Source organism: Nitrospirota bacterium, from assembly GCA_035516965.1.
In the GTDB taxonomy this organism is placed as follows: Bacteria; Nitrospirota; UBA9217; order UBA9217; family UBA9217; genus MHEA01.
Genome location: DATIZR010000090.1, coordinates 1 through 23,133 on the forward strand (window position 1 = coordinate 1; position 23,133 = coordinate 23,133).

At 58.5% G+C, this 23,133-nt stretch carries 22 protein-coding genes; 21 read left to right on the plus strand and 1 reads right to left on the minus strand.

The annotated features are described in order from the left end of the window. Positions 1–22 precede the first annotated feature (22 nt). The 15 genes from cysK (at position 23) to VL197_13550 (ending at position 17,775) form a co-directional block, all read left to right on the plus strand. Positions 23–931, plus strand: coding sequence for a cysteine synthase A (cysK, locus tag VL197_13480; protein HUJ18989.1), 909 nt, complete (start codon positions 23–25; stop codon positions 929–931). A 116-nt stretch (positions 932–1,047) separates the two neighbouring features. Beyond that, complete coding sequence (locus tag VL197_13485; GenBank protein HUJ18990.1) at positions 1,048–2,019, plus strand: ketopantoate reductase family protein; 972 nt, start codon at positions 1,048–1,050, stop codon at positions 2,017–2,019. Positions 2,020–2,187: 168 nt separating this feature from the next. Next, positions 2,188–2,784, plus strand: a complete 597-nt coding sequence (locus VL197_13490; protein ID HUJ18991.1) for an XTP/dITP diphosphatase — start codon at positions 2,188–2,190, stop codon at positions 2,782–2,784. 149 nt (positions 2,785–2,933) lie between these two features. Beyond that, the gene (locus VL197_13495; GenBank protein ID HUJ18992.1) at positions 2,934–3,581 is read left to right on the plus strand and encodes an adenylate kinase; all 648 of its coding nucleotides are present in this window, start codon (positions 2,934–2,936) and stop codon (positions 3,579–3,581) included. 83 nt (positions 3,582–3,664) lie between these two features. Then, the gene (gene sat, locus VL197_13500; protein ID HUJ18993.1) at positions 3,665–4,903 is read left to right on the plus strand and encodes a sulfate adenylyltransferase; all 1,239 of its coding nucleotides are present in this window, start codon (positions 3,665–3,667) and stop codon (positions 4,901–4,903) included. A gap of 72 nt (positions 4,904–4,975) precedes the next feature. Beyond that, positions 4,976–5,407, plus strand: coding sequence for an adenylyl-sulfate reductase subunit beta (gene aprB / locus VL197_13505; GenBank protein ID HUJ18994.1), 432 nt, complete (start codon positions 4,976–4,978; stop codon positions 5,405–5,407). Between the two features lie 13 nt (positions 5,408–5,420). Beyond that, positions 5,421–7,460: an adenylyl-sulfate reductase subunit alpha gene (gene aprA, locus VL197_13510; GenBank protein ID HUJ18995.1), complete on the plus strand. Its 2,040-nt coding sequence runs from the start codon at positions 5,421–5,423 to the stop codon at positions 7,458–7,460. 180 nt (positions 7,461–7,640) lie between these two features. Next, positions 7,641–8,891 (plus strand): CoB--CoM heterodisulfide reductase iron-sulfur subunit A family protein, encoded by a 1,251-nt coding sequence (locus VL197_13515; protein ID HUJ18996.1) that lies wholly within the window; start codon positions 7,641–7,643, stop codon positions 8,889–8,891. 2 nt (positions 8,892–8,893) lie between these two features. Beyond that, positions 8,894–11,128: an FAD-dependent oxidoreductase gene (locus tag VL197_13520; GenBank protein HUJ18997.1), complete on the plus strand. Its 2,235-nt coding sequence runs from the start codon at positions 8,894–8,896 to the stop codon at positions 11,126–11,128. Positions 11,129–11,192: 64 nt separating this feature from the next. After that, positions 11,193–12,353, plus strand: a complete 1,161-nt coding sequence (gene qmoC, locus VL197_13525; protein HUJ18998.1) for a quinone-interacting membrane-bound oxidoreductase complex subunit QmoC — start codon at positions 11,193–11,195, stop codon at positions 12,351–12,353. A gap of 100 nt (positions 12,354–12,453) precedes the next feature. After that, the gene (locus VL197_13530; GenBank protein HUJ18999.1) at positions 12,454–12,900 is read left to right on the plus strand and encodes a CBS domain-containing protein; all 447 of its coding nucleotides are present in this window, start codon (positions 12,454–12,456) and stop codon (positions 12,898–12,900) included. A gap of 147 nt (positions 12,901–13,047) precedes the next feature. Continuing rightward, positions 13,048–15,123: a sodium-translocating pyrophosphatase gene (locus VL197_13535; GenBank protein ID HUJ19000.1), complete on the plus strand. Its 2,076-nt coding sequence runs from the start codon at positions 13,048–13,050 to the stop codon at positions 15,121–15,123. A gap of 337 nt (positions 15,124–15,460) precedes the next feature. Next, entirely contained in the window at positions 15,461–16,126 is a 666-nt protein-coding gene (locus VL197_13540; GenBank protein ID HUJ19001.1) for a YkgJ family cysteine cluster protein, read from the plus strand. Positions 16,127–16,311: 185 nt separating this feature from the next. Then, positions 16,312–16,806, plus strand: a complete 495-nt coding sequence (locus tag VL197_13545) for an HDIG domain-containing protein (GenBank protein ID HUJ19002.1) — start codon at positions 16,312–16,314, stop codon at positions 16,804–16,806. Positions 16,807–16,869: 63 nt separating this feature from the next. Beyond that, positions 16,870–17,775 carry a YkgJ family cysteine cluster protein gene (locus VL197_13550; protein ID HUJ19003.1) on the plus strand — a complete coding sequence of 302 codons (906 nt, stop codon included), beginning with the start codon at positions 16,870–16,872 and terminating at the stop codon, positions 17,773–17,775. Positions 17,776–17,872: 97 nt separating this feature from the next. Here the strand turns inward: VL197_13550 and VL197_13555 are convergent, their stop codons facing one another. Then, a complete protein-coding gene (locus VL197_13555) occupies positions 17,873–18,652 on the minus strand; it encodes a hypothetical protein (protein ID HUJ19004.1) in 780 nt (259 codons plus the stop codon). A 335-nt stretch (positions 18,653–18,987) separates the two neighbouring features. Between VL197_13555 and VL197_13560 the strand changes: the two genes are divergently transcribed. The 6 genes from VL197_13560 to VL197_13585 all read left to right on the plus strand — a co-directional run. Beyond that, positions 18,988–19,416: a transcriptional repressor gene (locus tag VL197_13560; protein HUJ19005.1), complete on the plus strand. Its 429-nt coding sequence runs from the start codon at positions 18,988–18,990 to the stop codon at positions 19,414–19,416. A gap of 61 nt (positions 19,417–19,477) precedes the next feature. Then, entirely contained in the window at positions 19,478–20,731 is a 1,254-nt protein-coding gene (locus VL197_13565; protein ID HUJ19006.1) for an FprA family A-type flavoprotein, read from the plus strand. 81 nt (positions 20,732–20,812) lie between these two features. Next, positions 20,813–20,947, plus strand: coding sequence for a rubredoxin (locus VL197_13570; protein ID HUJ19007.1), 135 nt, complete (start codon positions 20,813–20,815; stop codon positions 20,945–20,947). Positions 20,948–21,074: 127 nt separating this feature from the next. Further along, positions 21,075–21,776: a DNA repair protein RadC gene (radC, locus tag VL197_13575; protein ID HUJ19008.1), complete on the plus strand. Its 702-nt coding sequence runs from the start codon at positions 21,075–21,077 to the stop codon at positions 21,774–21,776. 72 nt (positions 21,777–21,848) lie between these two features. Further along, a complete protein-coding gene (locus VL197_13580) occupies positions 21,849–22,730 on the plus strand; it encodes an amidohydrolase family protein (GenBank protein ID HUJ19009.1) in 882 nt (293 codons plus the stop codon). A 145-nt stretch (positions 22,731–22,875) separates the two neighbouring features. Continuing rightward, positions 22,876–23,133 (plus strand): 6-phosphofructokinase (locus VL197_13585; GenBank protein HUJ19010.1); only part of this gene is annotated, 258 nt, incomplete at its 3' end.

Genomic DNA, 23,133 nt, shown 5'->3' on the forward strand with positions numbered 1-23,133 from the left:
TTAAAATGATCAGAAAGGTCCCATGGGAGTTCTGGACAGCATAGGCAACACGCCGCTCGTGAAGCTCGAGTCGCTCAGCCCCAACCCCAGCGTTCAGGTCTTCGCGAAACTGGAGGGGAACAATCCGGGCGGCTCGGTCAAGGACAGGATCGCGCTTGCCATGGTGCGGGACGCCGAAGCGTCGGGCCGCATCAAAAAAGGGGACACGATCCTGGAAGCAACGTCGGGCAACACGGGCATCGGCCTGGCCATGGTCGGTGCGGCCCTGGGATACAAGGTCGTCCTCGTCATGCCGGAATGCGTCAGCCTCGAGCGCAGGAAGATCCTCGAGGCCTTCGGCGCCGAGCTGATCCTGAGCCCGGGCGACCAGGGCACGGACGGCGCCATCAAGCGGGCGCGGGCCCTGGTGGGGGAATCGCCGGCCCGGTACTTCATGCCGAACCAGTTCGACAACCAGGCGAACGTACGGGCCCACTATGAAACAACAGGCCCGGAGATCATCAGACAGACGAAGGGCGCCATCGACGTGTTCGTCGCGGGCATGGGAACCACGGGCACGCTCATGGGCGCGGGCAGACGGCTGAAGGAGCATGATGCGCGCATCCGGGTCGTGGGCGTGGAGCCGCTCCTCGGCCACAAGATCCAGGGGCTCAAGAACATGCAGGAGTCGATCGTGCCGAAGATCTTCGACCGCTCCTTTCCGGACGAGATCCTGAGCGTGACCGATGACGACGCGTTCGCGACCACGCGCCGCCTCGCGCTCGAGGAGGGGATCTTCGCGGGCATGAGCAGCGGGGCGGCCGTGACCGGCGCGCTCGCCGTGGCGAGGCGGATGAAGCGCGGCGCGATCGTCGTGGTCCTGCCCGACCGCGGCGACCGGTACCTGAGCACGGCCCTGTTCACCTCGGTCTGCGCGAAATGCCCGCCCTGATATCGCATCGAACAGGAAGGAGGTCCCCTGGCCGGTACCAGGGGTCACTCTCTCCGGATAAAGCCTGAAACAGGCACCTGCCCACGGCTCACCGGGCCGGTTGCTGCGTTCTCCCTATGACCACCTCATCGCCCTCTACGATTCTCGTCACCGGACTCGGCGCCTTGGGCACGGTGTTCGCGACGCTCCTGAAGAGGGCCGGCCACAAGGTCTTCGCCCTCACGAAAGAGAAATATCTCCCCGAACTTGCGGATCGCACGCTTCGCGTCAACGGCATCTGGGGAGGGCACGAGACCGTGATCGACGGCATCTTCGGGACCATCGAACCGCTCAAAGAACAAACAATCGATCTCATCATCATCGCGGTCAAGTCCTTTGACACTGCGGCCGCCATCGCGCAGGTCAAGCCTCTGGTCAGAAGCGGTATGCTCGTGATCTCGGCGCAGAACGGGTACGGGAATTACGAGACGATTGCGGACGCCGTGGGGCAAGAGCACTCGCTGCTCGCCCGGATCATCTTCGGCGTGAAGCTGCACGGCCCGGGAAGGGCGGAGGTGACGGTCATTGCCGATGATGTCAGGATCGGCCAGCCCCGGGGCGCCGTGGACAAAGGGCGCATCCGGGAAATAGCCGATACGTTCGCTCATGCCGGCATTCCGACCAAATACGCGGAGAACATCGAGGCCGTGCTCTGGGACAAGATCCTGTACAACGCGGCGCTGAATCCGCTCGGCGCGATCCTCGAATGCACCTATGGGCAGTTAGCGGAGAACGGTGAGACCCGCCGCATCATGGACGCCATCATCGAGGAGGTCTTTGCGGTGGCCCGGGCGCATGGCAAACCGTTGAACTGGCGATCAGCCGGTGAATACCGCAACCACTTCTATACAAAGCTTGTCCCTCCCACGGCGAAACATTTCCCCTCCATGTACTACGATGTCAAGGCAGGCAAGCGTCTCGAGATCGATGCCTTGAACGGAGCGATCGTCCGGCTGGCACGGGAGAAGGACATCGCCGTGCCGGTGAACGAGACGATCACGGGGATAATCAAAGCAAAGGAGGTTCTGATCGCATCGCGAACGCGATGAGTCACCCGCTTTTCCCTCACCATCTCATCCTTCTTGCCCATCCTTCCGGTTGAAATGAACCGCATTTTGTGATACTGTAGCGCGCTCTCCGGAAAAAATGTCACGATTCATTTCATCGTATCCGTGCTCATCCGTGTTTATCTGCGGTTGATATGAATTCGAGGTCCTATGGAAATCGTTCTCGCCACGCGCAATAAAAAGAAGATCGAGGAGATCAAAAGGATCACCGCAGGTCTTCCGATCACCATTCTCTCCCTGGATAATTATCCCGACTGTCCTGAAACGGTTGAGGACAGGGATTCCTTCGAGGGGAACGCCACAAAGAAGGCGGTAGAGGTCTGTCGCTGCACGGGAAAGCCGGCGCTTGCCGATGATTCGGGCCTCGAGGTGGATGCGTTGCACGGAGCTCCTGGTGTCTACTCGGCCCGGTATGCAGGGAGCGGAGCGAACGACGTGAAGAACTATGAAAAACTTCTTTCCGAACTGAAGAACGTCCCCGCTTGGGAACGAACCGCCCGGTTCATCTGTTGCATGGCCCTGGCCTATCCGGATGGTACCGTACGAACCTTCCTGGGATCTGCGCGAGGCCGTATCGGGCCGGAACCTAAGGGAAAAACAGGATTCGGCTACGATCCGGTCTTCTATCCCGAGGGGTTCGACAGGACCTTTGCCGACATGACCGGCGAAGAGAAGGACCGGCTCAGCCACCGGGGTAAAGCACTTGAAAAACTTGCCCAATTCCTGCGCACCCATCCGCGTTTATAAACAAAACTAATATTCAAATTATAATTTTTAACTTGAAAAATAACTCCATTTCAACGATTATAGGCCGGTTAAATTCTGGTGAAGGCCTTGTTGCGTCTTCATTCCATTCCCCGCATTAAATTAATTTATTCTACGGAGGATCACGTCAGATGGCGAAGAGGGTCGTTCTGCTCGGAGCGCCGGGTGCCGGCAAGGGCACGCAGGCGAAGATGTTGATCGAAAAGTACAAGATCCCGCAAATCTCCACGGGGGACATCCTTCGCAAGGCGGTTGCCGACGGCACGCCGCTCGGCAAAGAGGCAAAGGTGATCATGGACCAGGGCGGCCTCGTGTCCGACAAGATCGTGCTGGGGCTTGTTGAGGAGCGCCTTAAACAGCCGGACACCAAGAACGGCTTCATCCTCGACGGCTTCCCGCGCAACACGGCCCAGGCCGAGGCCCTCGATAAGATCCTCACCGGTAACGGCATCCCCCTCACCGTCGCCCTCAACATCGACGTGGACATGAACGACCTCCTGAAGCGCCTCACCGGCCGCAGGACCTGCAAAAGCTGCCAGCAGATGTACAATATCTATTTTTCAGCACCCAAGAAGGACGGTGTCTGCGACAAGTGCGGCGGAGAGCTGTTCCAGCGCGACGATGACAAGGAAGCGACCATCAAGAAGCGGCTCGATGTGTACCAGCAGCAGACGGCGCCGCTCATCGATTACTACTCAAAGAAGAACATCATGAAGACCGTAATGGGCGTGGGCAGCATCAACGATATCTTCAACAAGGTCACCGCAGTTCTCGGGTAAGGGACTTTGATAGGTCTTATAAGACCTATTGGACCTATAAGACTTATTTTTAGATTTAAAATTCTTTTAAGGAGGAACACGTTATGGCACTCGTAAAGCCTCACGGCAAAAGGAAGAAGCTTATGCCGCTTCTTCTGGCAGGGGCGGCCCTTCAGAAAGAGATGAAGAAGGCCAAGAACCTGAAGCAGCTCAAGATCTCCTCGCGCGAGACCGCAGACCTCGTGATGATGGGCATCGGCGCATTCACGCCGCTCACCGGCTTCATGACCAAGAGGGACTGGAAGGGCGTCTGCGACAAGTACAAGATGGCCGACGGAACGTTCTGGCCGGTCCCGGTGACGCTCTCGGCGACCGCGGACTTCGCCAATTCACTCAAGAAGAACGAAGAGATCACCCTCGTCGACGAGGAGTCGGGCGCGATCATGGCCACCATGAAGGTAGCAGAGAAGTATGCCATGTCCAAGGCCGACAAGGAGCACGAGTGCAAGCAGATCTTCCGGACCGTTGACGTTGCCGGCCACCCGGGCGTCCAGAAGGTCATGAACCAGCCCGAGTTCAACCTGGCCGGACCGGTGAAGGTCCTCTCCGAGGCCCACTTCCCCGAGACCTTCAAGGGCATCTACATGACCCCGGCCCAGACCCGCAAGATGTTCGAGGAGAAGGGCTGGAGCAAGATCGCCGCGTTCCAGACCCGGAACCCCATGCACCGCTCCCACGAGTACCTCGCCAAGATCGCCATCGAGACCATGGACGGCGTTTTGATCCACCAGATCCTGGGCAAGCTGAAAGAGGGTGATATCCCGGCCGATGTTCGCGCCAATGCCATCGACACCCTGATGGAGAAGTACTTCGTGAAGGACTCGGCGATCCAGTCCGGCTATCCCATGGAGATGCGCTACGCCGGACCGCGGGAAGCGCTTCTCCACGCGCTCTTCCGGCAGAACTTCGGCTGCAGCCACCTGATCGTCGGCCGCGACCATGCCGGCGTGGGCGACTACTACGGCCCCTTCGACGCCCAGAAGATCTTCGATGAGATCCCGGCGGGCGCTCTCGAGACCCAGCCCCTCAAGATCGACCACACCTTCTACTGCTTCAAGTGCGACGGCATGGCCTCCATGAGGACCTGCCCGCATCAAAAGGAAGACCGCCTCATGCTCTCCGGCACCAAGCTCCGGAAGATGCTGTCCGAGGGCGAGAACGTTCCCGATCACTTCAGCCGCCCCGAAGTGCTCGAGATCCTCAAGAAATACTATGCCGGCCTGACCGAGAAGGTGGAGATCAAGCTCCACAGCCACGCCGAGGGCACGCATACGCACAAGTAAGAGCACCGTTACCGACATGCTTACAACTGCGACAGCAGTTCACTACATTCCATAGATAGGAGGTTCAGAAACATGCCGAGTTATGTGATTACAGAAAAGTGTGACGGCTGCAAGGCGCAAGATAAAACTGCTTGCCAGTATATCTGCCCGAACGACCTCATGACCCTGAACAGGGATCTCATGAAGGCCTACAACCAGGAACCGGAGCAGTGCTGGGAGTGCTACAACTGCGTGAAGATCTGCCCGCAGCAGGCGATCGAGATCCGGGCCTACCAGGACTTCGCTCCCCTGGGCGCGAACGTCATCCCGATGCGGGGTACGGATTCCATCATGTGGACCATCAAGTTCCGGAACGGGATCCTGAAGCGGTTCAAGTTCCCGATCAGGACCACCGCCGAGGGTTCGGTCGATCCCTACAAGGGCAAACCCGAAGCGGACATGGCAAAACTCAAACAGCCGGGCTACTTCACAACGTCGAAGCCGATGCCGGTAATCAAGAAATAAGGAGGAATTACTCATGGAAAAAGAGACTTGTACCTTTTCATTCTGCAAGAAGCCGGCGATTGAAGAAATCGAAACCGATCTCCTCCTCATCGGCGGCGGTATGGCGTGCTGCGGCGCGGCCTTTGAGGGTGCGCGCTGGGCAAACCCCAAGAAGATGAAGATCACCATGGTGGACAAGGCCGCGACCGACCGGTCCGGGGCCGTCGCCATGGGCCTGTCGGCCATCAACACCTATATGGGTGAGAACGATCCGGCGGACTATGTAAAGATGGTACGGAACGACCTCATGGGCATCATCCGCGAGGACCTGGTCTATGACCTCGGCCGTCACGTCGATGATTCCGTGCAGCTCTTCGAAGAGTGGGGCCTCCCGATCTGGAAAGTGGGAGACGACGGTTTCTCCCTGGACGGGTTCCAGGCCAAGGAAGCGGGCAAGGCATCATTGAAGGACGGCGGCAAGCCGGTCCGCTCCGGCAAGTGGCAGATCATGATCAACGGCGAATCCTACAAGGTCATCGTCGCGGAAGCCGCGAAGAAGGCCCTGCAGACCAACCGTGAGGCGACCGGTGTCGCGCAGAACCACTTCGAGCGCGTGTTCATCGTGAAGCTCTACAATGACGCAAAAGAGCCGAACCGGGTTGCAGCAGCGGCCGGCTTCAGCGTTCGTGAGAACAAGATCTATGTCTTCAAGGCAAAGGCCATGGTCCTGGCAGCCGGCGGCGCGGTGAACGTGTTCCGTCCCCGGTCGACCCAGGAAGGCCAGGGCCGCGCCTGGTATCCGGTGTGGAATTCCGGCTCCGGCTATGCGTTGGGCCTCCAGGCCGGCGCAGAGCTCACCATGATGGAGAACCGCTTCGTGCCCGCCCGCTTCAAGGACGGTTACGGCCCGGTGGGTGCCTGGTTCCTGTTCTTCAAGGCCAAGGCGACCAACAGCCTCGGAGAGGATTATTGCGCCAAGGCGGATGCCCTGGCGGAAGCCAAGGCCAAGTACGGCAAGTATGTCGATAACCTCGGCACGGCCATCAGAAACCACCTGATGATGCGCGACATGAAGCTCGGCAAAGGCCCGATCCTCATGAGGACCGATGATGCCATGGCGGCGATCAACAAGACCTTCAAGGAAAAGCTCGGCGATAAAGAGGGCGCCAAGAAGGTGAAGCACCTCGAGGCAGAGGCATGGGAAGACTTCCTCGATATGGCCATCGGCCAGGCCGGACTCTGGGCCGCGAAGAACATCGAGCCGGACAAGACCCCGTCGGAAATCATGCCGACCGAGCCCTATCTCCTCGGTTCTCACGCCGGTTGCGCGGGCTTCTGGTGCTGCGGCCCCGATGACCTCGGCGCGCCCGAAGAGTGGAACAAGAAATGGCCGGCAGGGAACTACAACCGCCAGTCGACCGTAAGGGGTCTCTTTATGTGCGGCGACATCTGCGGAGCCTCAGGCCACAAGTTCTCCTCGGGTTCCCATGCCGAGGGCCGCATCGCAGCCAAGAATGCGATCGCCTTCATCCTCGACAACCCGAACTACAAGCCGACCATCAATGAAACGGCGGATCACCTGGCTGCCGAGCTCTACCTGCCGTTCGAGGTCTACGAGAAGTACAAGACCTATACCACGGCGACGGACATCAACCCGAATTACATCAAGCCGAAAATGCTCCAGACCCGGCTCCAGAAGATCTCGGACGAGTACTTTGGCGGCATCTCCACCTGGTACATGACCTCCAAGACCATGCTGGACGAAGGGTTGAAGCAGCTCCAGATGCTCAAGGAGGACACCTCCAAGATGGCCGCTTCCAACCTGCACGAGCTGATGCGCTGCTGGGAGAACTATCACCGCATCCTCTCCGTGGAAGCCCATGCGCGCCACATCCTGTTCCGGGAAGAGTCGCGGTATCCCGGCTACTACTATCGTGGCGACTTCGACCTGGTGGACGACACCAACTGGAAGGCTTTCGTGAACTCGAAATACGACATCGCGAAGGACACCTGGGAAGTCAAGAAGGTCCCCTACGTGCAGCTCGTTGAGGACGCAGCTCCTGTAAAACATTAGGAACATCCACAACTCCGGGGAGGGCTTTGCCCTTCCCGGAGATTTTATTGGAAATTGAAGATTGTAGATTTTACCTCGCAAGAACAAACCAGCCTGCATTGCTTGCAGTAAAATTTCCAATTTCCAATTTCCAATTTACGATCACGTAGTGTGCACTGCTTTAAGGAGGATGAAAATATCATGGCGGAAAATAGAGTGTTGATTGTCGGCGGGGGCTTCAGCGGCCTTACGGCGGCAGTGGAAGCCGCGGAAGCGGGCTCCGAGGTCATTCTGGTGGAAAAGAACCCCTACCTCGGCGGCCGGGTGACGCAGCTGAATAAGTACTTCTGGAAACTTTGTCCCCCCAATTGCGGTCTCGAGATCCAGTATAAACGCATCAAGAATAACGGCAATGTGACGATCTACACCATGGCCGAGGTGGAGAAAGTTTCCGGCACCGAGGGCAACTTCGATGTAACCATAAAGACCAAGCCCCGGTTCGTGAACGATAAGTGCACGGGCTGCAACAAATGCGCGGAGGCCTGCGATGTAGACCGGACGAATGACTTCGACTTCGGCATGAGCAAGACCAAAGCCGCCTACCTCCCGCACAATCAGGCCTTCCCGCTTAAGTACGTCATCGACGAAAAAGCATGCAAGGGCGCGTCCTGCGCCAAGTGTGTTGCGGCATGTAAATACGATGCGATCCACCTCGACATGAAACCCGAGACCGTAAACGTGAAGGTCGGCGCCGTGGTCATGGCCACGGGCTGGAATCCCTATGACGCGACGAAGATGGACAATCTCGGCTTCGGCTCGGTCCAGAACGTTGTTACGAACATGATGATGGAGCGTCTTGCGGCACCCAATGGCCCCACGGCCGGCAAGATCGTGAGGCCGTCCGACGGCAAGGAAGTGAAGAACATCGCCTTTGTGCAGTGCGCTGGTTCGCGCGACGAGAACCATCTGGCCCATTGCTCCTACATCTGCTGCCTGGCTTCGATCAAACAGGCGACGTATGTCCGCGAGCTCTATCCCGACGCAAAGGCGAAGATCTTCTATATCGATATGCGGACCCCCGGCCTCTATGAGAACCGGTTCTATACCAAGATCAAGGAAGACCAAAACGTGTCCTTTATCAAGGGTAAGGTTGCCAAGGTGGAGCAGGCAGAGAACGGCGATGTGAAGGTTACCGCCGAGGACATCCACGGCGGCAGCAAGATCACCGAGACCTTTGACATGGTCGTCCTGGCCACGGGCATGCAGCCTTCGACAGAGTCCCTCAAGGGTGCGGGAATTGCGCCGACCGACGACGGGTTCGTGGACCAGGCAACGCTCCCGAAGGGCATCTATGCGACCGGGACGCTCAAGACTCCCGTTGATGTAGCGCGGTCCGCGCAGGATGCCACCGGCGTGGTCATGAAGAGCATCCAGAGCTTGAGGAGGAAATAAGGATGGAGAAGAAATACGGCGTATATATCTGCAAGGGATGCGGCATCAAAGAGGCGATGGATGTCGAGAAGGTCGCCGGTGCGGCCAAGAAGGTCCAGAATTACAAATTCCATGACGTCCTGTGCAGCCCCGAGGGCGTTCAGCTGATAAAAGACGATATGGCCAAGGAAGGCGTGAACACGATCATCATCGCCGCCTGCTCTCCCCGCGTCAAGTATGAAGAGTTCGATTTTCCCGGCGCCATTGTCGAGCGCGTCAATATCCGCGAGTTCGTGGCCTGGACCATGGAGCCGAACACGGACGCGACGAACGACGCGGCCTACGATTACCTCAACATGGGCATTGTCAAGACCCAGAAGGGCGACCTGCCCGAGCCAAACATCCTTCCGGACCTGAACAATACGATACTCGTTATCGGCGGCGGCATCGCGGGAATGACCGCGGCGCTTTCCGCAGCAGGCGCCGGCCACAAGGTCGTGCTCGTGGAGAAGGATGCCCAGCTCGGCGGATTTGTGAACAAGCTCTATAAAAAGATCCCAACGGGATCCTATATCAATAAGCCGCTTATCGTTGATACCGATATTAGCAAGACCGTGAGCGAAGTAGAAAACAACCCCAACATCAAGGTCTACAAGTCAACGACCGTTGCAAAGACCGACGGTCAGCCCGGCCTGTATGATGTTACGCTCTCGAACGGCGAGACCATGAAGATCGGGGCCATCGTGATGGCCACGGGCTGGAAGCCCTATGATGCGAGCAAACTCGACTACCTCGGATACGGCAAATTCAAGAACGTGGTCACGAACCTCGAACTCGAGGAGATCGCGAAAAAGAACGGCGGTAAGCTCCTGCGGCCGTCCGACGGCAAGCCGGCACTAAAGGTCGCCTTCGTACAGTGCGCGGGCCAGCGCGATCCGAACCACCTTCCCTATTGCTCGTCCATGTGCTGCGCCACGTCTCTCAAACAGTCCCAGTACGTGCGGCAGAATGAGGATGCCCTTGCCATGATCTTCTACAAGGACATCAGAACACCGGGAAGGACCGAGCTCTACTATAAAGAAGCTCAGAACAATCCGGGCGTCATGCTCAGCAAAGCTGACGTGACCGGCGTTTCCGACGCCGGGAACGGTAACCTGTTTGTCGAAATGGAGAATACCCTTTTTGGAACCAAGACCGGCGAGAAGGTCAAGGTCGAGGCGGACCTCGTGGTCCTCGCGACGGGCATGGTCCCGACCTCGCGCGGTCCGCAGGAATACGCCGACGGCCTGACCAAGGCTGCGGCAGGCGGCGACGAATCCAAAAAGAACTACCTCGAGCAGACGCCCAAGCCCGATTACATCCTGAACCTCGGCTACCGCCAGGGCCCGGAAATCCCGACCCTCGAAGGCGCGTCCGGATTCGCAGACTCGAACTTCATCTGCTTCCAGTACGAGACTAGGAGGACCGGCATCTATGCGGCGGGCGGCGTGCACCAGCCCATGAACATGGCGGAAGCCATGGAGGACGGGGCGGGCGCTGCGTTCAAGGCCATTCAGGCCATGGACCATGTGGCCAGAGGCGTTGCGGTCCATCCCCGGGCCTGGGACGTCACCTTCCCCGACCCGATGCTCATCAAGTGCACGGCCTGCAAGCGCTGCACGGAAGAATGCCCCTTCGGCGCGATCGACGAAGACGAAAAGGGCATTCCGAAGTACAACCTCAACCGCTGTCGCCGCTGCGGCACCTGCATGGGTGCCTGCCCCGAGCGTATCGTCTCGTTCAAGGACTACAGCGTCGACATCATCGGTTCGATGCTCAAGGCGGTGGAATACTCCGATGATGAGGACAAGCCGACGATCATCTGCCTGGTTTGCGAGAACGACTCTTATCCGGCGCTCGATACCGCTGCTATTGCCGGAAAGAAGATCGATCCCGCATTCCGGTTCATTTCCATGCGGTGCCTGGGCGGCATGAACTTGGTGTGGGTTGCCGACGCGCTGTCCAAGGGCGCCGACGGTATGCTGCTTCTCGGTTGTAAGTTCGGCGAGAACTATCAGTGCCATTTTGTCAAGGGCAGCGAACTCGCAAATACCCGCTTCAGCAAGGTGAGCGAGACTCTGAACCGGCTCCAACTCGAGTCCGAGCGTGTTCAGCTGATGCAGATCGCCATCAACGAGTATGAAAAACTCCCGGACATGCTCAATGAGTTTGCTGCCAGGATCAGGGAGATCGGACCGAATCCGTTCAGGACCATGTAAGGAACAGTTCATAGTACTGAGTTCAGAGTAAACAAAGGCTCCAAACCAGTAATGGAGGATATTTATGTCGGAAGCAACGGTCATCAAGCCGGATTTGCAATTCGTGAACGAGATCATCAAGGGCGGCGGCGAGTCCCTGAAGAAGTGCTACCAGTGCGCCACGTGCTCGGTGGTCTGCAACGTGACCCCCGAGGGGAACCCTTTTCCGCGCAAGGAGATGGTCCTCGCCCAGTGGGGCCAGAAGGACCAGCTTCTCGCGAGCGCCGATGTCTGGCTCTGCCACCAGTGCAGCGACTGCACGGCCTACTGCCCGCGCGGCGCAAAGCCCGGCGAAGTGCTGAACGCCATCAGGAAGCAGAGCATCAAGCACGTTGCCATGGTGCCCTTCTTCGCGAAGGTCGCAACGGACGCAAAGCTCCTGCCAATCCTGTTCGCCATCCCCATGGCGCTCTTTTATGTCATTCTCCTGGTGCTCGGGAACGGGAACTTCTCGGCGCCCCGGGCCGAGGGCAACGTCATGGCATACCACAAGTTCGTTCCGGTGCCGGTGATCGATACCGTGTTCATTCTGACGGCGATCTTTGCCGCCGTGTCTGCCTTCGTCGGCATCAAGCGGCTGTGGAACGGCATGAAGGCTCAGGCGGGCGGAATGCAGTCGAGCGGCAACCTGGTCGGCGACATCATCTCCTCAATCACCACGATCCTGGCCCACTCGAAGTTCGCGGACTGCAACGTGAACCGCATGCGGCAGTGGGGCCACATGCTCCTGTTCTACGCCTTCGCAGGGCTCGCGGTCGTGACCACGTGGGCCATCGTCTATCTCTACGGCTACGAGCTCCTCGGCATCCAGGCGTTCGGTCCCTTCCATTTCGGCGAGTCGCCCTACCCGAACAGCGATCCCGTGAAGATCCTGGCCCTCGTCAGCTCGGTCGCATTCGCTGCAGGCGTCGTGATCCTGCTGCTCAACCGCCTCGGCCAGGCCGGCAAGGCAGGTATGGGCTCCTACTTCGACTGGATCTTCCTGACGATCGTCATCGGAGTCGGCGCGACGGGAATGGCCGCCTGGGCGCTTCGGCTGGCCGATATGAACGTGGGATATCTTGTATACTACTTCCACCTCGTGTTCATCTGGTCGCTGTTCGCATACGCTCCCTACTCGAAGTTCGCGCACCTGTTCTACCGCACCACGGCAATGGTCTTCGCGAAGCATACGGGACGCAAGTAGGGGCAGGCCTCGTGCCTGTCCTGATGGAACTGTCCGTATAGGGACCCAAACCTTAACGCGGGGCGCCTACGCGGCTTCCCGACGGGGATCGGTGACACACATGAAAGTTAAAGAACTCTTAAGCATCAAAGGCCTTGAGTGCTTCAGCATCACCAGCTCGGAAAGCCTGCTGACAGCGGCAAAGCAGATGGCGGAGTGCAACATCGGGGCGCTGCTCGTCATGGACCGGGGCTCGCTCGTCGGGATCGTGACCGAGCGCGATATCGTGAAGAACTCTGCGAACGAGCAGAAGAGCATGAAGGATATCGTCATCAAGGAAGTCATGAGCACCAACCTGCTGGTCGTCAAGCCCGGTGACGACCTCGATTATGTCATGGCCATCATGATCCAGAACAACATCCGGCACACGCCGGTCGTTGAACCCAGCGGCCTTGTGGGCCTTTTGTCCATGCGCGATGTGGTGCGGGTCCTGGTCAAGAATCTGAAGGCGGAGAACACTTATCTGAAGGACATGATCAGCGGCAAGCTCAGCGAAATAGGCGACTAATGTATCTTGAATACGGTGTTTTTTGAGGGGGGGATGCCTGAGGGGAAGTCTTGCAGCTGTTGGCGCCCAAGGACGCCATGATGAACCAATCTTGATAAGCTTTGAAACATCCAGAATGATATCATCTAACCTAAAGGAGGGGAACGAATGAGTAACACGATTCTATTTGCCTTGATCTGCGGCATTGCCGGCGTCATCTACGGCATCATGACCGCGATTTGGGTGAACAAGCAGGATGCAGGCAATCAGAAAATGATCGATATTTCCAATGCAGTGAAGGAAGGCGCTAATGCCTTTCTGGCGCGCGAGTACAAGACGGTCGCAATCGTCGCGGTGGTCCTTGTGGCGGTGCTCTGGTACTTCCTCGGAACCTGGACTGCAATCGGCTTCGTGATCGGTACGGTCGGTTCCGCCCTTGCCGGCTTCATCGGCATGTGGGTGTCGCTCCGTGCCAACGTGCGTACGGCAGCCGCTGCAAGCAAAGGCCTCCAGGCAGCGCTCAGCCTTGCGTTCAAGGGCGGCTCCGTGACCGGCATCATGGTCGTGGGACTCGGCATCATCGGCCTTGCCGGTTTCTATTTCATCGCGAAATCCATGGCTCCGGAGAGCGCTTCCCATGCGCTAATCGGCCTCGGCTTCGGCTGCTCGCTCATGAGCGTGTTCGCCCGTATCGCGGGCGGCATCTACACCAAGGCCGCTGACGTGGGCGCCGACCTCGTTGGTAAGGTTGAGAAGAACATCCCCGAGGACGATCCCCGCAACCCCGCGGTGATCGCCGACAACGTGGGCGACAACGTGGGCGACTGCGCTGGTATGGCTGCCGACCTCTATGAGACCTACACGGTGACCCTCGTGGCCGCAATGCTCCTCGCCAAGACCGTGTTCGGTACAGACAGCCCGTGGATCGAGTTCCCGCTCATGCTTGGCGGCGTTTCGATCATCGCTTCCATCATCGGCACCTATGCAGTAAGGCTCGGCAAGAACAACTACATCATGGGCGCACTGTACAAGGGATTGGCCGTAGCTGGCCTTATCGCGGCAGTAGCGTTCTACTTCGTATCCAAGAGCTTTATCGAAGGCCTCGGCGCCAATGCCGGCGTGTTCACGGCGAACACCGTGTTCTTTATCTCCCTCATCGGTCTTGCCCTCACCGGCCTGATCGTGTGGCTGACCGAGTACTTCACCGCAAAAGAGTATCCCCCGGTGCAGCACATCGCCCAGGCGAGCCTAACCGGCCACGGCACGAACGTGATCGCCGGACTCGCAGTAAGCATGAAGTCCACCGCACCGCCCGTGCTCGTGATCGTTGCCTCGATCCTCGGCGCTTACTGGCTTGGCGGCGGATTCTCCGGCGCGGCGAATGCGGCATCTGGCGGCATTTTCGCAATCGCGCTGGCAGCCGTGTCCATGCTCTCCATGACCGGCATTGTCGTGGCCATCGATTCCTACGGCCCGATCACGGACAATGCGGGCGGCGTCGCTGAAATGGCCGGTCTTCCGAAAGAGATCCGCGACATCACGGACCCCCTCGATGCGGTCGGCAACACCACCAAGGCCGTGACCAAGGGCTATGCCATCGGTTCCGCAGCGCTGGCCGCTCTGGTCCTGTTCTCGGAATATTCACGCTCCTTCACTGGTGGGATTGTGACATTCGAACTTTCGAACCCCTTGGTCCTGTGCGGCCTGTTCATCGGCGGCATGCTCCCTTACTACTTCGGCGCGCTCCTGATGGAGTCCGTTGCGAAGGCTGCAGGTGGTGTGGTGGTGGAAGTTCGCAGACAGTTTGCCGAGATCAAGGGTATCATGGAAGGCACCGGCAAGCCTGATTACGCAGCGTGTGTTGACATCGTGACCAAGGGAGCTATCAGCGAGATGATGATCCCGGCGCTCCTTCCGGTCGTTGTGCCGGTCCTGGTGGGCCTCCTCCTGGGCAAAGAAGCCCTGGGCGGCGTGCTCATCGGCGCAATCGTGACCGGCCTGTTCCAGGCAATCGCCATGACCTCGGGCGGCGGCGCATGGGACAATGCGAAGAAGTCCTTTGAGGACGGCGTCACGGACAGCAAGGGCGTTGTGCACAAGAAGGGCAGCGACGGACACAAGGCCTCGGTTACCGGCGATACGGTCGGCGATCCTTACAAGGACACGGCAGGCCCGGCCATCAACCCGATGATCAAGGTCATCAACATCGTTGCACTCCTGATCGTTCCGTTGATGAAGCATTAAGAAGTACAGCGTATTCGTTTCCCACAAGGCTGCCCCCCCTGGGGCAGCCTTTTTTAATTCCGATGCCGGTCACCGTCAGCAGCAGCGGCAAAGACCAAGCCTTACTCTTCCATGATTCATTTCGCTTGTCCACTCCGCCCGGGTGTAGTATTATTCTTCCTTATAATAATAGGGAGAGCATCGCAAGCAGCAAGCCTGGGAGTACGCTATCGAGTTTTCCGATAAACACAAAAACCTCCCATAAAATAGCTGAAAATAGGGATGCAAACACTCACTCATTATCCTGAACAGTCCTCCGAACGCGCCTCCTTAACGTTGCCGTGTGGGGAATGAAGAAATGAAAAAGAACAAGAATCATAGGGCCGCCGGTCTATCGCGACGACTGCACTTTCCTGCCGAGGAACGGTCTCTCCCATGGCTTTCCCTGCTTCTTGACGCATACGCGCTTGCGGATACGGGAGTGGCAATCGCGGTGAGGAACAGGGAGAAGAATCAGAAGAAAAAACTGGCCTGCGGGAAAGGGTGCGGCAACTGCTGCGTCCATCAAAAGGACCTCCCCCTGTACCCCCATGAAATCGTCGGCATCTACTGGTATGCATCGAAAATGATTTCAGGCCCCACACGGGACCTGCTGAGGAACCGGCTGGCCGTCGCCGCGGATGTTTCGGGATGCCCGTTCCTGATCGAGAATTCCTGCGCCATTCACCCGATTCGGCCGATCGGGTGCAGGCAGTTCAATGTGTTCGGGGCGACCTGCGCGCCCGGAGAAGATCCCTACTATACGAGGCGCGACGATGTTCTGCAGCCGGACTCTGCTTACCTTGACCGCGCTTTTTCCGCGGTCCTCCCTTTCTACAACCTCAAAAGGGAGGGGGACCTCCCCGGAGCGATAAGGACGGTCCGTGCTCAGATCATGAACCTGCTCTCCTTCGATTGGTCGAAGCTGGCTGTCCTCATGGAAACAGGTGCTTCATCCGCAGATATGCCGGATAACTCAGAGTGAACGAAGTATTCTGACAAGAAATATATTTCATGCTGTCTGCCGATAACCGGCCAGGAATCATCCGCTTGCGACACCCGACCTGTTGATCTCAAAGCCCTGTACCGCTCCGAGAATGCCCGAATTTGTCTTTCCTTCTTGATTCTGGCCTTGTAATTTAACAGAATTATGGTATTATTCACGGGCTTATGCGTGAAGCTGATGTGCTGATAAGGTCCGGTTGCTCGGCCGATGTTGTAGCTCACTGCCACAAGGTTTCGATGACGGCGGTCTCCATTGCCGAACGGCTCAAGGGTTCGGTGGACCGGGAACTGGTCCGTCTTGGGGGCTTGTTCCACGATATCGGCAGGTCAAGGACGCACGACATCGGACATGCCATCGCCGGCGTGGAGATCGGCAGGCAGCTTGGTTTTTCCGAGCAGCTCCTTCTGATCATCGAACGCCATGTCGGAGCAGGCATCACGGCCGCGGAAGCGGTCAGGCTCGGGCTTCCGGAAAAGGATTACCTGCCGCTGGCCATCGAAGAGAAGCTCGTATCGTACGCGGACAACCTGATCAGCGGAACCCGGGTAATGCCGTTTTATGAAGCACTCGACCGGTTCAAGAGGATCCTTGGGCCTGACCACGAAGGAGTCGAGTTGTTCAGAAAGCAGCATGCCGAAATTCAGGGATGGATGTCATAGGGTCGGTCCTCGTGGCTGCCCGCGGCAATAGCATGATCGGTATTGTGTGGTTAAGGGGATGTCATGAAAGAAAAGAAAAAAGAAAAGATGGACGCAGCTGATTTCGATATCGAACCGCTCAAGAAGAGCAACACCGACAAGGTCGTGCCCGTTAAACTGACCGGGGGCAGCCGGTTCAAGTTTCGCTGTCACAAAGGGGTGAGCTGCTTTACGGCATGCTGCAGCAATATCAATATCGTGCTGCCGCCTTACGATCTTCTGCGTCTCCGGAAACGGCTTGGCATGACGACCGAGGACTTCATCAACCAGTACTGCGAGATCGAGATCCTGGCCAAGACGCTCCTGCCGGTGATCACGCTCAAGATGACCGCCGATGAGAAAAAGAGCTGTCCCTTTGTGACCCCTGACGGCTGCTCGGTGTATGAGGACCGTCCGAGCAATTGCCGTTACTATCCCGTGGGCATGGCGACGCTCCGGAAGAAGGACGCTGAGGGCGGCAAGGACGAATTCTACTTCATGATCAAGGAAGACCACTGCAAGGGCTTTGAGGAGGATAAGGAGTGGACCGTTGCCGAGTGGCGCAAGGACCAGCAGGCCGACCTCTACGACGACATCAACCGGGGCTGGATGGAGGTCCTGATCAAGAAGAAGTCCTTCGGCGAGAAGGAATTCCCCGAGATCAAGAACCAGATGTTCTTCATGGTCAGCACCAACACCGACTACTTCCGGGAGTTCGTGTTCGGAAGCAGTTTCCTGGAGACCTATGATATTCCCCAGGAACGGATCGAGAAGGTGCGTGTTGACGACGCAGAACTCCTCAAGCTCGGCTACGAGTGGTTGCGGTCTGCCATGTTCGCAGAGGAAACCCTGAAGATCCGTGACGGCGTCGCGGAAGCGCGCAAGGACCGGGGAGAAGCAATGTTGAAGAAGGTGTACGGGAAGAAAGAACAGAACGGCGAGGACGAGTGACAGAAGCGAGTGACAGAAGACAGAGAAACGGCTATAAGCAACTGATAACAGACTACGGACGGATGACAGCAGATCATGCACCAGAACGATCCGGCCTTCATCCCGGGCGCTCGTTATCCGCCCCCGGGCTTTTCAGCATCGCGCTCATCTCCTCATAGATCACGTTCCCGATCGTGATCCCCTGATCGATGAACTCCGGACCGTACCTCCTGCCCGTCCCGGTCCGGAACGTTTCCTTGATCCTTTCGATGCCCTTCATTTTTTCCCGGAACGTCCGATGCAATGACTCGAGCGGCGTGTTCCGGTCCGCCACCATCAGCCACAGCGTCACGCTGAAGTTCTCCGGGCCCCAGCGGAATTTATCCGCATCATAGAGCGCGTCGCTCACCAGCCGTCCTGCCCTGTCGTCACGATCAAAGGTTTCCTGGAAGGCCTCGTGGTTTCTGATGGCGTCGGCCACATATTGCCGCTCCCGCAGGCCCATCCCGATCTTTGTCAGTATCCTCTCGGCTTCGATGCTGCCCCGGATGGCATGGTCCTGCTCCCTGCGCTTGATGTCATGGAGAAGCCCCGCTATGAGGGCCGCCGTAAAGAGGTTCTCGCTTTCCTGTTCATCCATATGCAATGCGGCCGCTTCGATCAGGACGATGGTTCCCGCATCGCGTGCAACCGTCTCGCAGTGGCAAAGACCGTGAGCGCACTCCAACTGCGATTCATCCAGATAGTCCCGGCACTTGCGGATACTATCATGGTTTACGAGCGCTTCCTCGGCGCGGCGTATAAACGAAGCCTGCTCCCGGTAGAACAGAGGCCGGCCGAGTGAACGCGCGAGCCGGAGCGCCGTATCCTGCAATTTCTCATATGCCGCATGGGCCATTGCTCATAATAAACGGTGATGGAGCGGATTGTCAAGCCCCCAAAAAATGAAGAAAGGCGATCGGCTACCCTTGAAATACCCGGCTTGGGCTGTTGTCTTCAGGCCGATATCCTGATACGGTATACTCTTACGAAATACGGGAACCTTCGTTACCTCCCTCACCCCCCCCTCGCGGCATGCCGCCGAGGGGGATTCTTTTCTCCTCTCTCAAGCCCATGCCCGATGAGAACGGCGACGCTGTTGGCCCAGATATCCTCGGACAACCAGGCAAGGAAAATGTCCTTGACAGGGCACGATTCTTATCTTATCATAATTCCAAAGTGCACGCCGTGACGATGAAAACTCCTAAAAAAGCTCCCAAACGAAGGCTCGGCGCAGGGCTCAAGCGCACTCCCCAGCGTCTGGCGATCCTGGATTACCTCGAGGGAAACACGTCCCATCCCTCGGCCGAGGACATCTTCAAGGCCGTTTCTAAAAAATACCAATCCATGTCGTTCGCGACCGTCTATAACACGCTCAATACCCTGTCCCAAACGGGGGGGGTCCGCGAACTGACCATCGATCCCGAGCGCAGACGCTACGATCCCAACACCAGCCTGCACCACCATCTGATCTGCATCTCCTGCAGGAAGATCGTGGACGTTCCGGAGGAGATCGGTGTCGACCTTCCCGGAGAGACGGCCCGAGACTTTACGATCCTCGGAAGCCACGTCGAGTTCTACGGTCAGTGCGCAGACTGCAGAAAAAAAAGCAGACTGTCCTGACCCTTCCACGGAAACCACATACTTTCATCATGAACAGGATTGAGACCTACAGGAGGAGTGAATGCGAGCAGTAGAGATCAAGCCGGGCGTTTACTGGGTAGGCGCCATCGACTGGGCTGTCCGCGATTTTCACGGCTACGTCACACCGAACGGGACGTCCTACAACAACTATCTGATCCTCGACAGGCAGGTGACGCTCGTCGATACGGTCAAGCACGACTTCAGCGAATACACGCTTGACAGCATCCGGAGCCTGGTTAATCCATCAACGATCGAGAACGTCATCGTCAACCACATCGAGAACGACCACATGTCGAGCATCGACCGCATCATGGAGCTGGCGCCCCGCGCAACGATCTACATCACTGCACGGGGAAAAAAGGGGCTCGACCGGTTCTTCGATACGTCGCGGTGGAACTTCAAGATCGTGAAAACCGGCGACACCCTGAATACGGGCACCAAGACGATCACGTTCCTGGAGACGCCGATGCTCCACTGGCCGGACTCGATGATGAGCTATGTGCGGGAGGACAAGCTCCTGATCAGCCAGGACGCCTTCGGCCAGCACCTCGCCTCATCGGCCAGGTTCGACGACGAGTACTGCGACCAGTATTCCGTGACCGGGCTCGAGCACGCCGTCCGGGACTATTACGCGAACATCCTGATGCCCTTCGGCGCCCTGGTGAAGGCCAAGCTCGCCGAGGTCCAGAAGCTCGGCCTCGAGATAGACATGATAGCCCCGGACCACGGCGTCATCTGGCGCCGAGATCCCGGCAAGATACTCCAGATGTACCTTGACATGGCGAACGACAAGGCGGACCTTCGCGTGGTGGTCATCTATGATACCATGTGGCACAGCACGGAGCATATGACCATCCCCCTGATGCAGGGCATCAGGTCCGCCGGCGTCGACGTGCAGGTTATGAAGCTCAGGGCGACCCCGATGAGCAGGGCGATCAAGGGGATCTGGGAATCGAGGGCCATGCTCGTGGGCACGCCGACGCTGAACAATATCATGTTCCCGTCCGTCGCGGAATTCCTGCAGCACCTCAAGGGGCTGAGGCCCAAGAACAGGCTCGCAGGGGCCTTCGGCAGTTACGGGTGGGGCGGCGGTGCGGTGAAGGAGGCCTACGCCGTGTTCAAGCAGATGGGCCTCGACACGGTCGAACCCGGCATCGAGGTCCTGTACCGGCCCAGCACGGAAGATGACGAGAAATGCTTCGAATTCGGGAAGCAGTTCGGTCAAAAGACCGCCGAGTACCAGAAGAAGTTCGACGGAGACCTGTCGGGGCAGTGCCGCGGCACATCAAGCTAGAGTCAGAGACACATCAGCGGACGCCCGGGCCGAGTACCGGCTCGGCGCCGTGCGAGACAGACATGTTTGACGACGAGGAGGCTGCCTATGTGGAGATGCACGGTGTGCGGGTACGTGTACGATGAAGCGAAAGAGGGGAAAAAGTTCGAAGACCTTCCCGACGACTGGGCCTGTCCGGTCTGCAACGCGCCGAAAGACGCGTTCGTGCGGATGTAGCGTGGCAGAATAGGGAGTGGAGAAAGGCGGCCGGCATTGTCGGCCGCTTTTCTGTTTGACAGGGTAGCGGCAAGACCCTATAATTTTCGAAATCACTTCTACCCTTGTCATTGCCGAGAGGCTCGCCATGACCGAGAAGAACGGAAAAAGCGTCAAAGAATGGCCCGAAGACGAGCGCCCGCGCGAACGCCTGATCGCGTACGGTTCGCAATCGCTGTCCGACGCCCATCTGCTCGCGATCATCCTCCGGAGCGGCAGGGCGGGCAGGTCCGCCGTCGACCTCGGCCGGGAGCTGATCGACAGGTTCGGAGGCCTGGCCGGCATCGGACACGCAGGCATCCGGGAGATCTGCGCAATCCCCGGGATCGGCGTCGCCAAGGCCGCGGAGATCAAGGCCGCCATTGAGATCGGCAGAAGGTACCAGACGCCGAAGCTGTCCGGGGCGTCGCTCTGCTCCAGCCACGACGTCGCCGAGTACTACCGTCCCCGGATGCGGGACCTCAGGAAGGAAGTGTTCAAGTGCGTCCTGCTGGACACCAAGAACAGGATCATCCGCGAGGAGGAGGTCTCCGTGGGGAGTCTTTCCGCGTCGATCGTGCACCCGCGCGACACCTTCAAAGCAGCCATCCGCGAATCAGCGGCTGCCGTCATCTTCATCCACAACCACCCGAGCGGAGACACGAAGCCGAGCCAGGAGGACATCCTGCTTACCCGGAGACTGATTCAGGCGGGAGAGGTGCTCGGGATCCAGGTGCTGGACCACATCATCATCGGCGACGGCGCCCATTTCAGTTTTCGCGACAGTGGCCTCATGCCCCGTCCCGCCTGAGCCGTAAGGCATGCCCCCTTCCCTCCTCCCCGCCTCGCTGGTCAGTCCTGAGAAACGCCGCATGCTGCCTGCATGAATCACATTGTGGTACCCCCGCAGAAAGTGTACAATCCCACGATGTCAATGGAGCAGACAAAGAGATCAGCCGGTTTTGTAGATGCCCATGTTCATCTCGACAGGCCGGAGGGCCTTGACGACGTCCTTACTGCGGGCATTGCCGCCGTCCGGATCGCCGGGACGCGTCCCGGATACGGAGGCGGGGGCTGCACGGACAACGAACGATCGCGCGGTGTCGAGATCGTCTCCAGCTGCTGGGCGCTTTATAAAAAGGGGGGGTACGGCTCGCGCTTCGGCGTGCCCGTTGAGACCACCGGCGAGATCAGGGACGAAATTCTCAGGCTGAAACAGGCAGGCGCTGATATAATAAAGATCATGGCTTCGGGCCTGGTCAGTCTGAAAGATCCGGGGACCATTACGCCGGGCGGGTTCAGCGCCGATGAGCTCATGGTGATCGTTCAAGAAGCGGCCCGCCTCGGGCTCGCGGTGATGGCGCATGCGAATGGCGAGACGGCGATCGTGGCAGCGGTCCGGGCCGGCGTACGGTCCATCGAGCACGGATTCTTCATGACTGAGCGGGCGCTGGCGAAGATGGTCGAGAAGAATGTCTTCTGGGTGCCCACGGTGGGCGCCCTTATCCGTGCAACGGAGAACTCCCGGGCGACCGCCCCGGTGAAGGAATTCATTGCAGGCCTGGTCCGTCAGCACCATCAGCTGCTCCGGAAAGCCTATGAATCCGGCGTGCCCCTTGCCGTCGGGACCGACTGCGTGCTCCCTGCCCCGCGGTACCTGTCAGCCTATGAGTCCGAACTTTCCTATTTTGAGCTGGCAGGGATCCCGCATGACGACGTGATCAGGATCGCGCGGGAGGGTGGAGCAGCGCTGCTCGGGATTTGACCGCTCAGGGCGGATACAAGCCCTGTAAATCGTCATGATCCCGCGTGGCATCAGAGCAACTATATGTCCGAGGGGTTGCGTCATTCTCCTGCTGCGGGAAGAATGTGATCCCTTCGTAACGCCTTTCTATCTATCGGAGGTTTTCATGCGCATCGGTATCCTTTCAGGGGGCGGCGACGCTCCGGGGTTGAACGCGGTCATCAGGGCGGTGACCAAGACCGCCATCTTCAAGTACGGCTGGGAAGTGACCGGCGTCATCGACGGGTTCGAGGGACTGCTTACGCCGACCAAATCCCGGCAGCTCACCTCGTGGAACACGCGGGGGATCCTGTTCGTCGGGGGAACCATCCTCGGGACCACGAACCGCGGCAACCCGTTCGCGCACAAGACGGTCGTGGGGGGG

Coding starts and splice junctions, on each gene's coding strand:
- cysK (HUJ18989.1), top strand. CDS start 23: ATGGGAGTTCTGGACAGCATAGGCAACACGCCGCTCGTGAAGCTCGAG.
- VL197_13485 (HUJ18990.1), top strand. CDS start 1,048: ATGACCACCTCATCGCCCTCTACGATTCTCGTCACCGGACTCGGCGCC.
- VL197_13490 (HUJ18991.1), top strand. CDS start 2,188: ATGGAAATCGTTCTCGCCACGCGCAATAAAAAGAAGATCGAGGAGATC.
- VL197_13495 (HUJ18992.1), top strand. CDS start 2,934: ATGGCGAAGAGGGTCGTTCTGCTCGGAGCGCCGGGTGCCGGCAAGGGC.
- sat (HUJ18993.1), top strand. CDS start 3,665: ATGGCACTCGTAAAGCCTCACGGCAAAAGGAAGAAGCTTATGCCGCTT.
- aprB (HUJ18994.1), top strand. CDS start 4,976: ATGCCGAGTTATGTGATTACAGAAAAGTGTGACGGCTGCAAGGCGCAA.
- aprA (HUJ18995.1), top strand. CDS start 5,421: ATGGAAAAAGAGACTTGTACCTTTTCATTCTGCAAGAAGCCGGCGATT.
- VL197_13515 (HUJ18996.1), top strand. CDS start 7,641: ATGGCGGAAAATAGAGTGTTGATTGTCGGCGGGGGCTTCAGCGGCCTT.
- VL197_13520 (HUJ18997.1), top strand. CDS start 8,894: ATGGAGAAGAAATACGGCGTATATATCTGCAAGGGATGCGGCATCAAA.
- qmoC (HUJ18998.1), top strand. CDS start 11,193: ATGTCGGAAGCAACGGTCATCAAGCCGGATTTGCAATTCGTGAACGAG.
- VL197_13530 (HUJ18999.1), top strand. CDS start 12,454: ATGAAAGTTAAAGAACTCTTAAGCATCAAAGGCCTTGAGTGCTTCAGC.
- VL197_13535 (HUJ19000.1), top strand. CDS start 13,048: ATGAGTAACACGATTCTATTTGCCTTGATCTGCGGCATTGCCGGCGTC.
- VL197_13540 (HUJ19001.1), top strand. CDS start 15,461: ATGAAAAAGAACAAGAATCATAGGGCCGCCGGTCTATCGCGACGACTG.
- VL197_13545 (HUJ19002.1), top strand. CDS start 16,312: ATGCGTGAAGCTGATGTGCTGATAAGGTCCGGTTGCTCGGCCGATGTT.
- VL197_13550 (HUJ19003.1), top strand. CDS start 16,870: ATGAAAGAAAAGAAAAAAGAAAAGATGGACGCAGCTGATTTCGATATC.
- VL197_13555 (HUJ19004.1), bottom strand. CDS start 18,652: ATGGCCCATGCGGCATATGAGAAATTGCAGGATACGGCGCTCCGGCTC.
- VL197_13560 (HUJ19005.1), top strand. CDS start 18,988: ATGAAAACTCCTAAAAAAGCTCCCAAACGAAGGCTCGGCGCAGGGCTC.
- VL197_13565 (HUJ19006.1), top strand. CDS start 19,478: ATGCGAGCAGTAGAGATCAAGCCGGGCGTTTACTGGGTAGGCGCCATC.
- radC (HUJ19008.1), top strand. CDS start 21,075: ATGACCGAGAAGAACGGAAAAAGCGTCAAAGAATGGCCCGAAGACGAG.
- VL197_13580 (HUJ19009.1), top strand. CDS start 21,849: ATGAATCACATTGTGGTACCCCCGCAGAAAGTGTACAATCCCACGATG.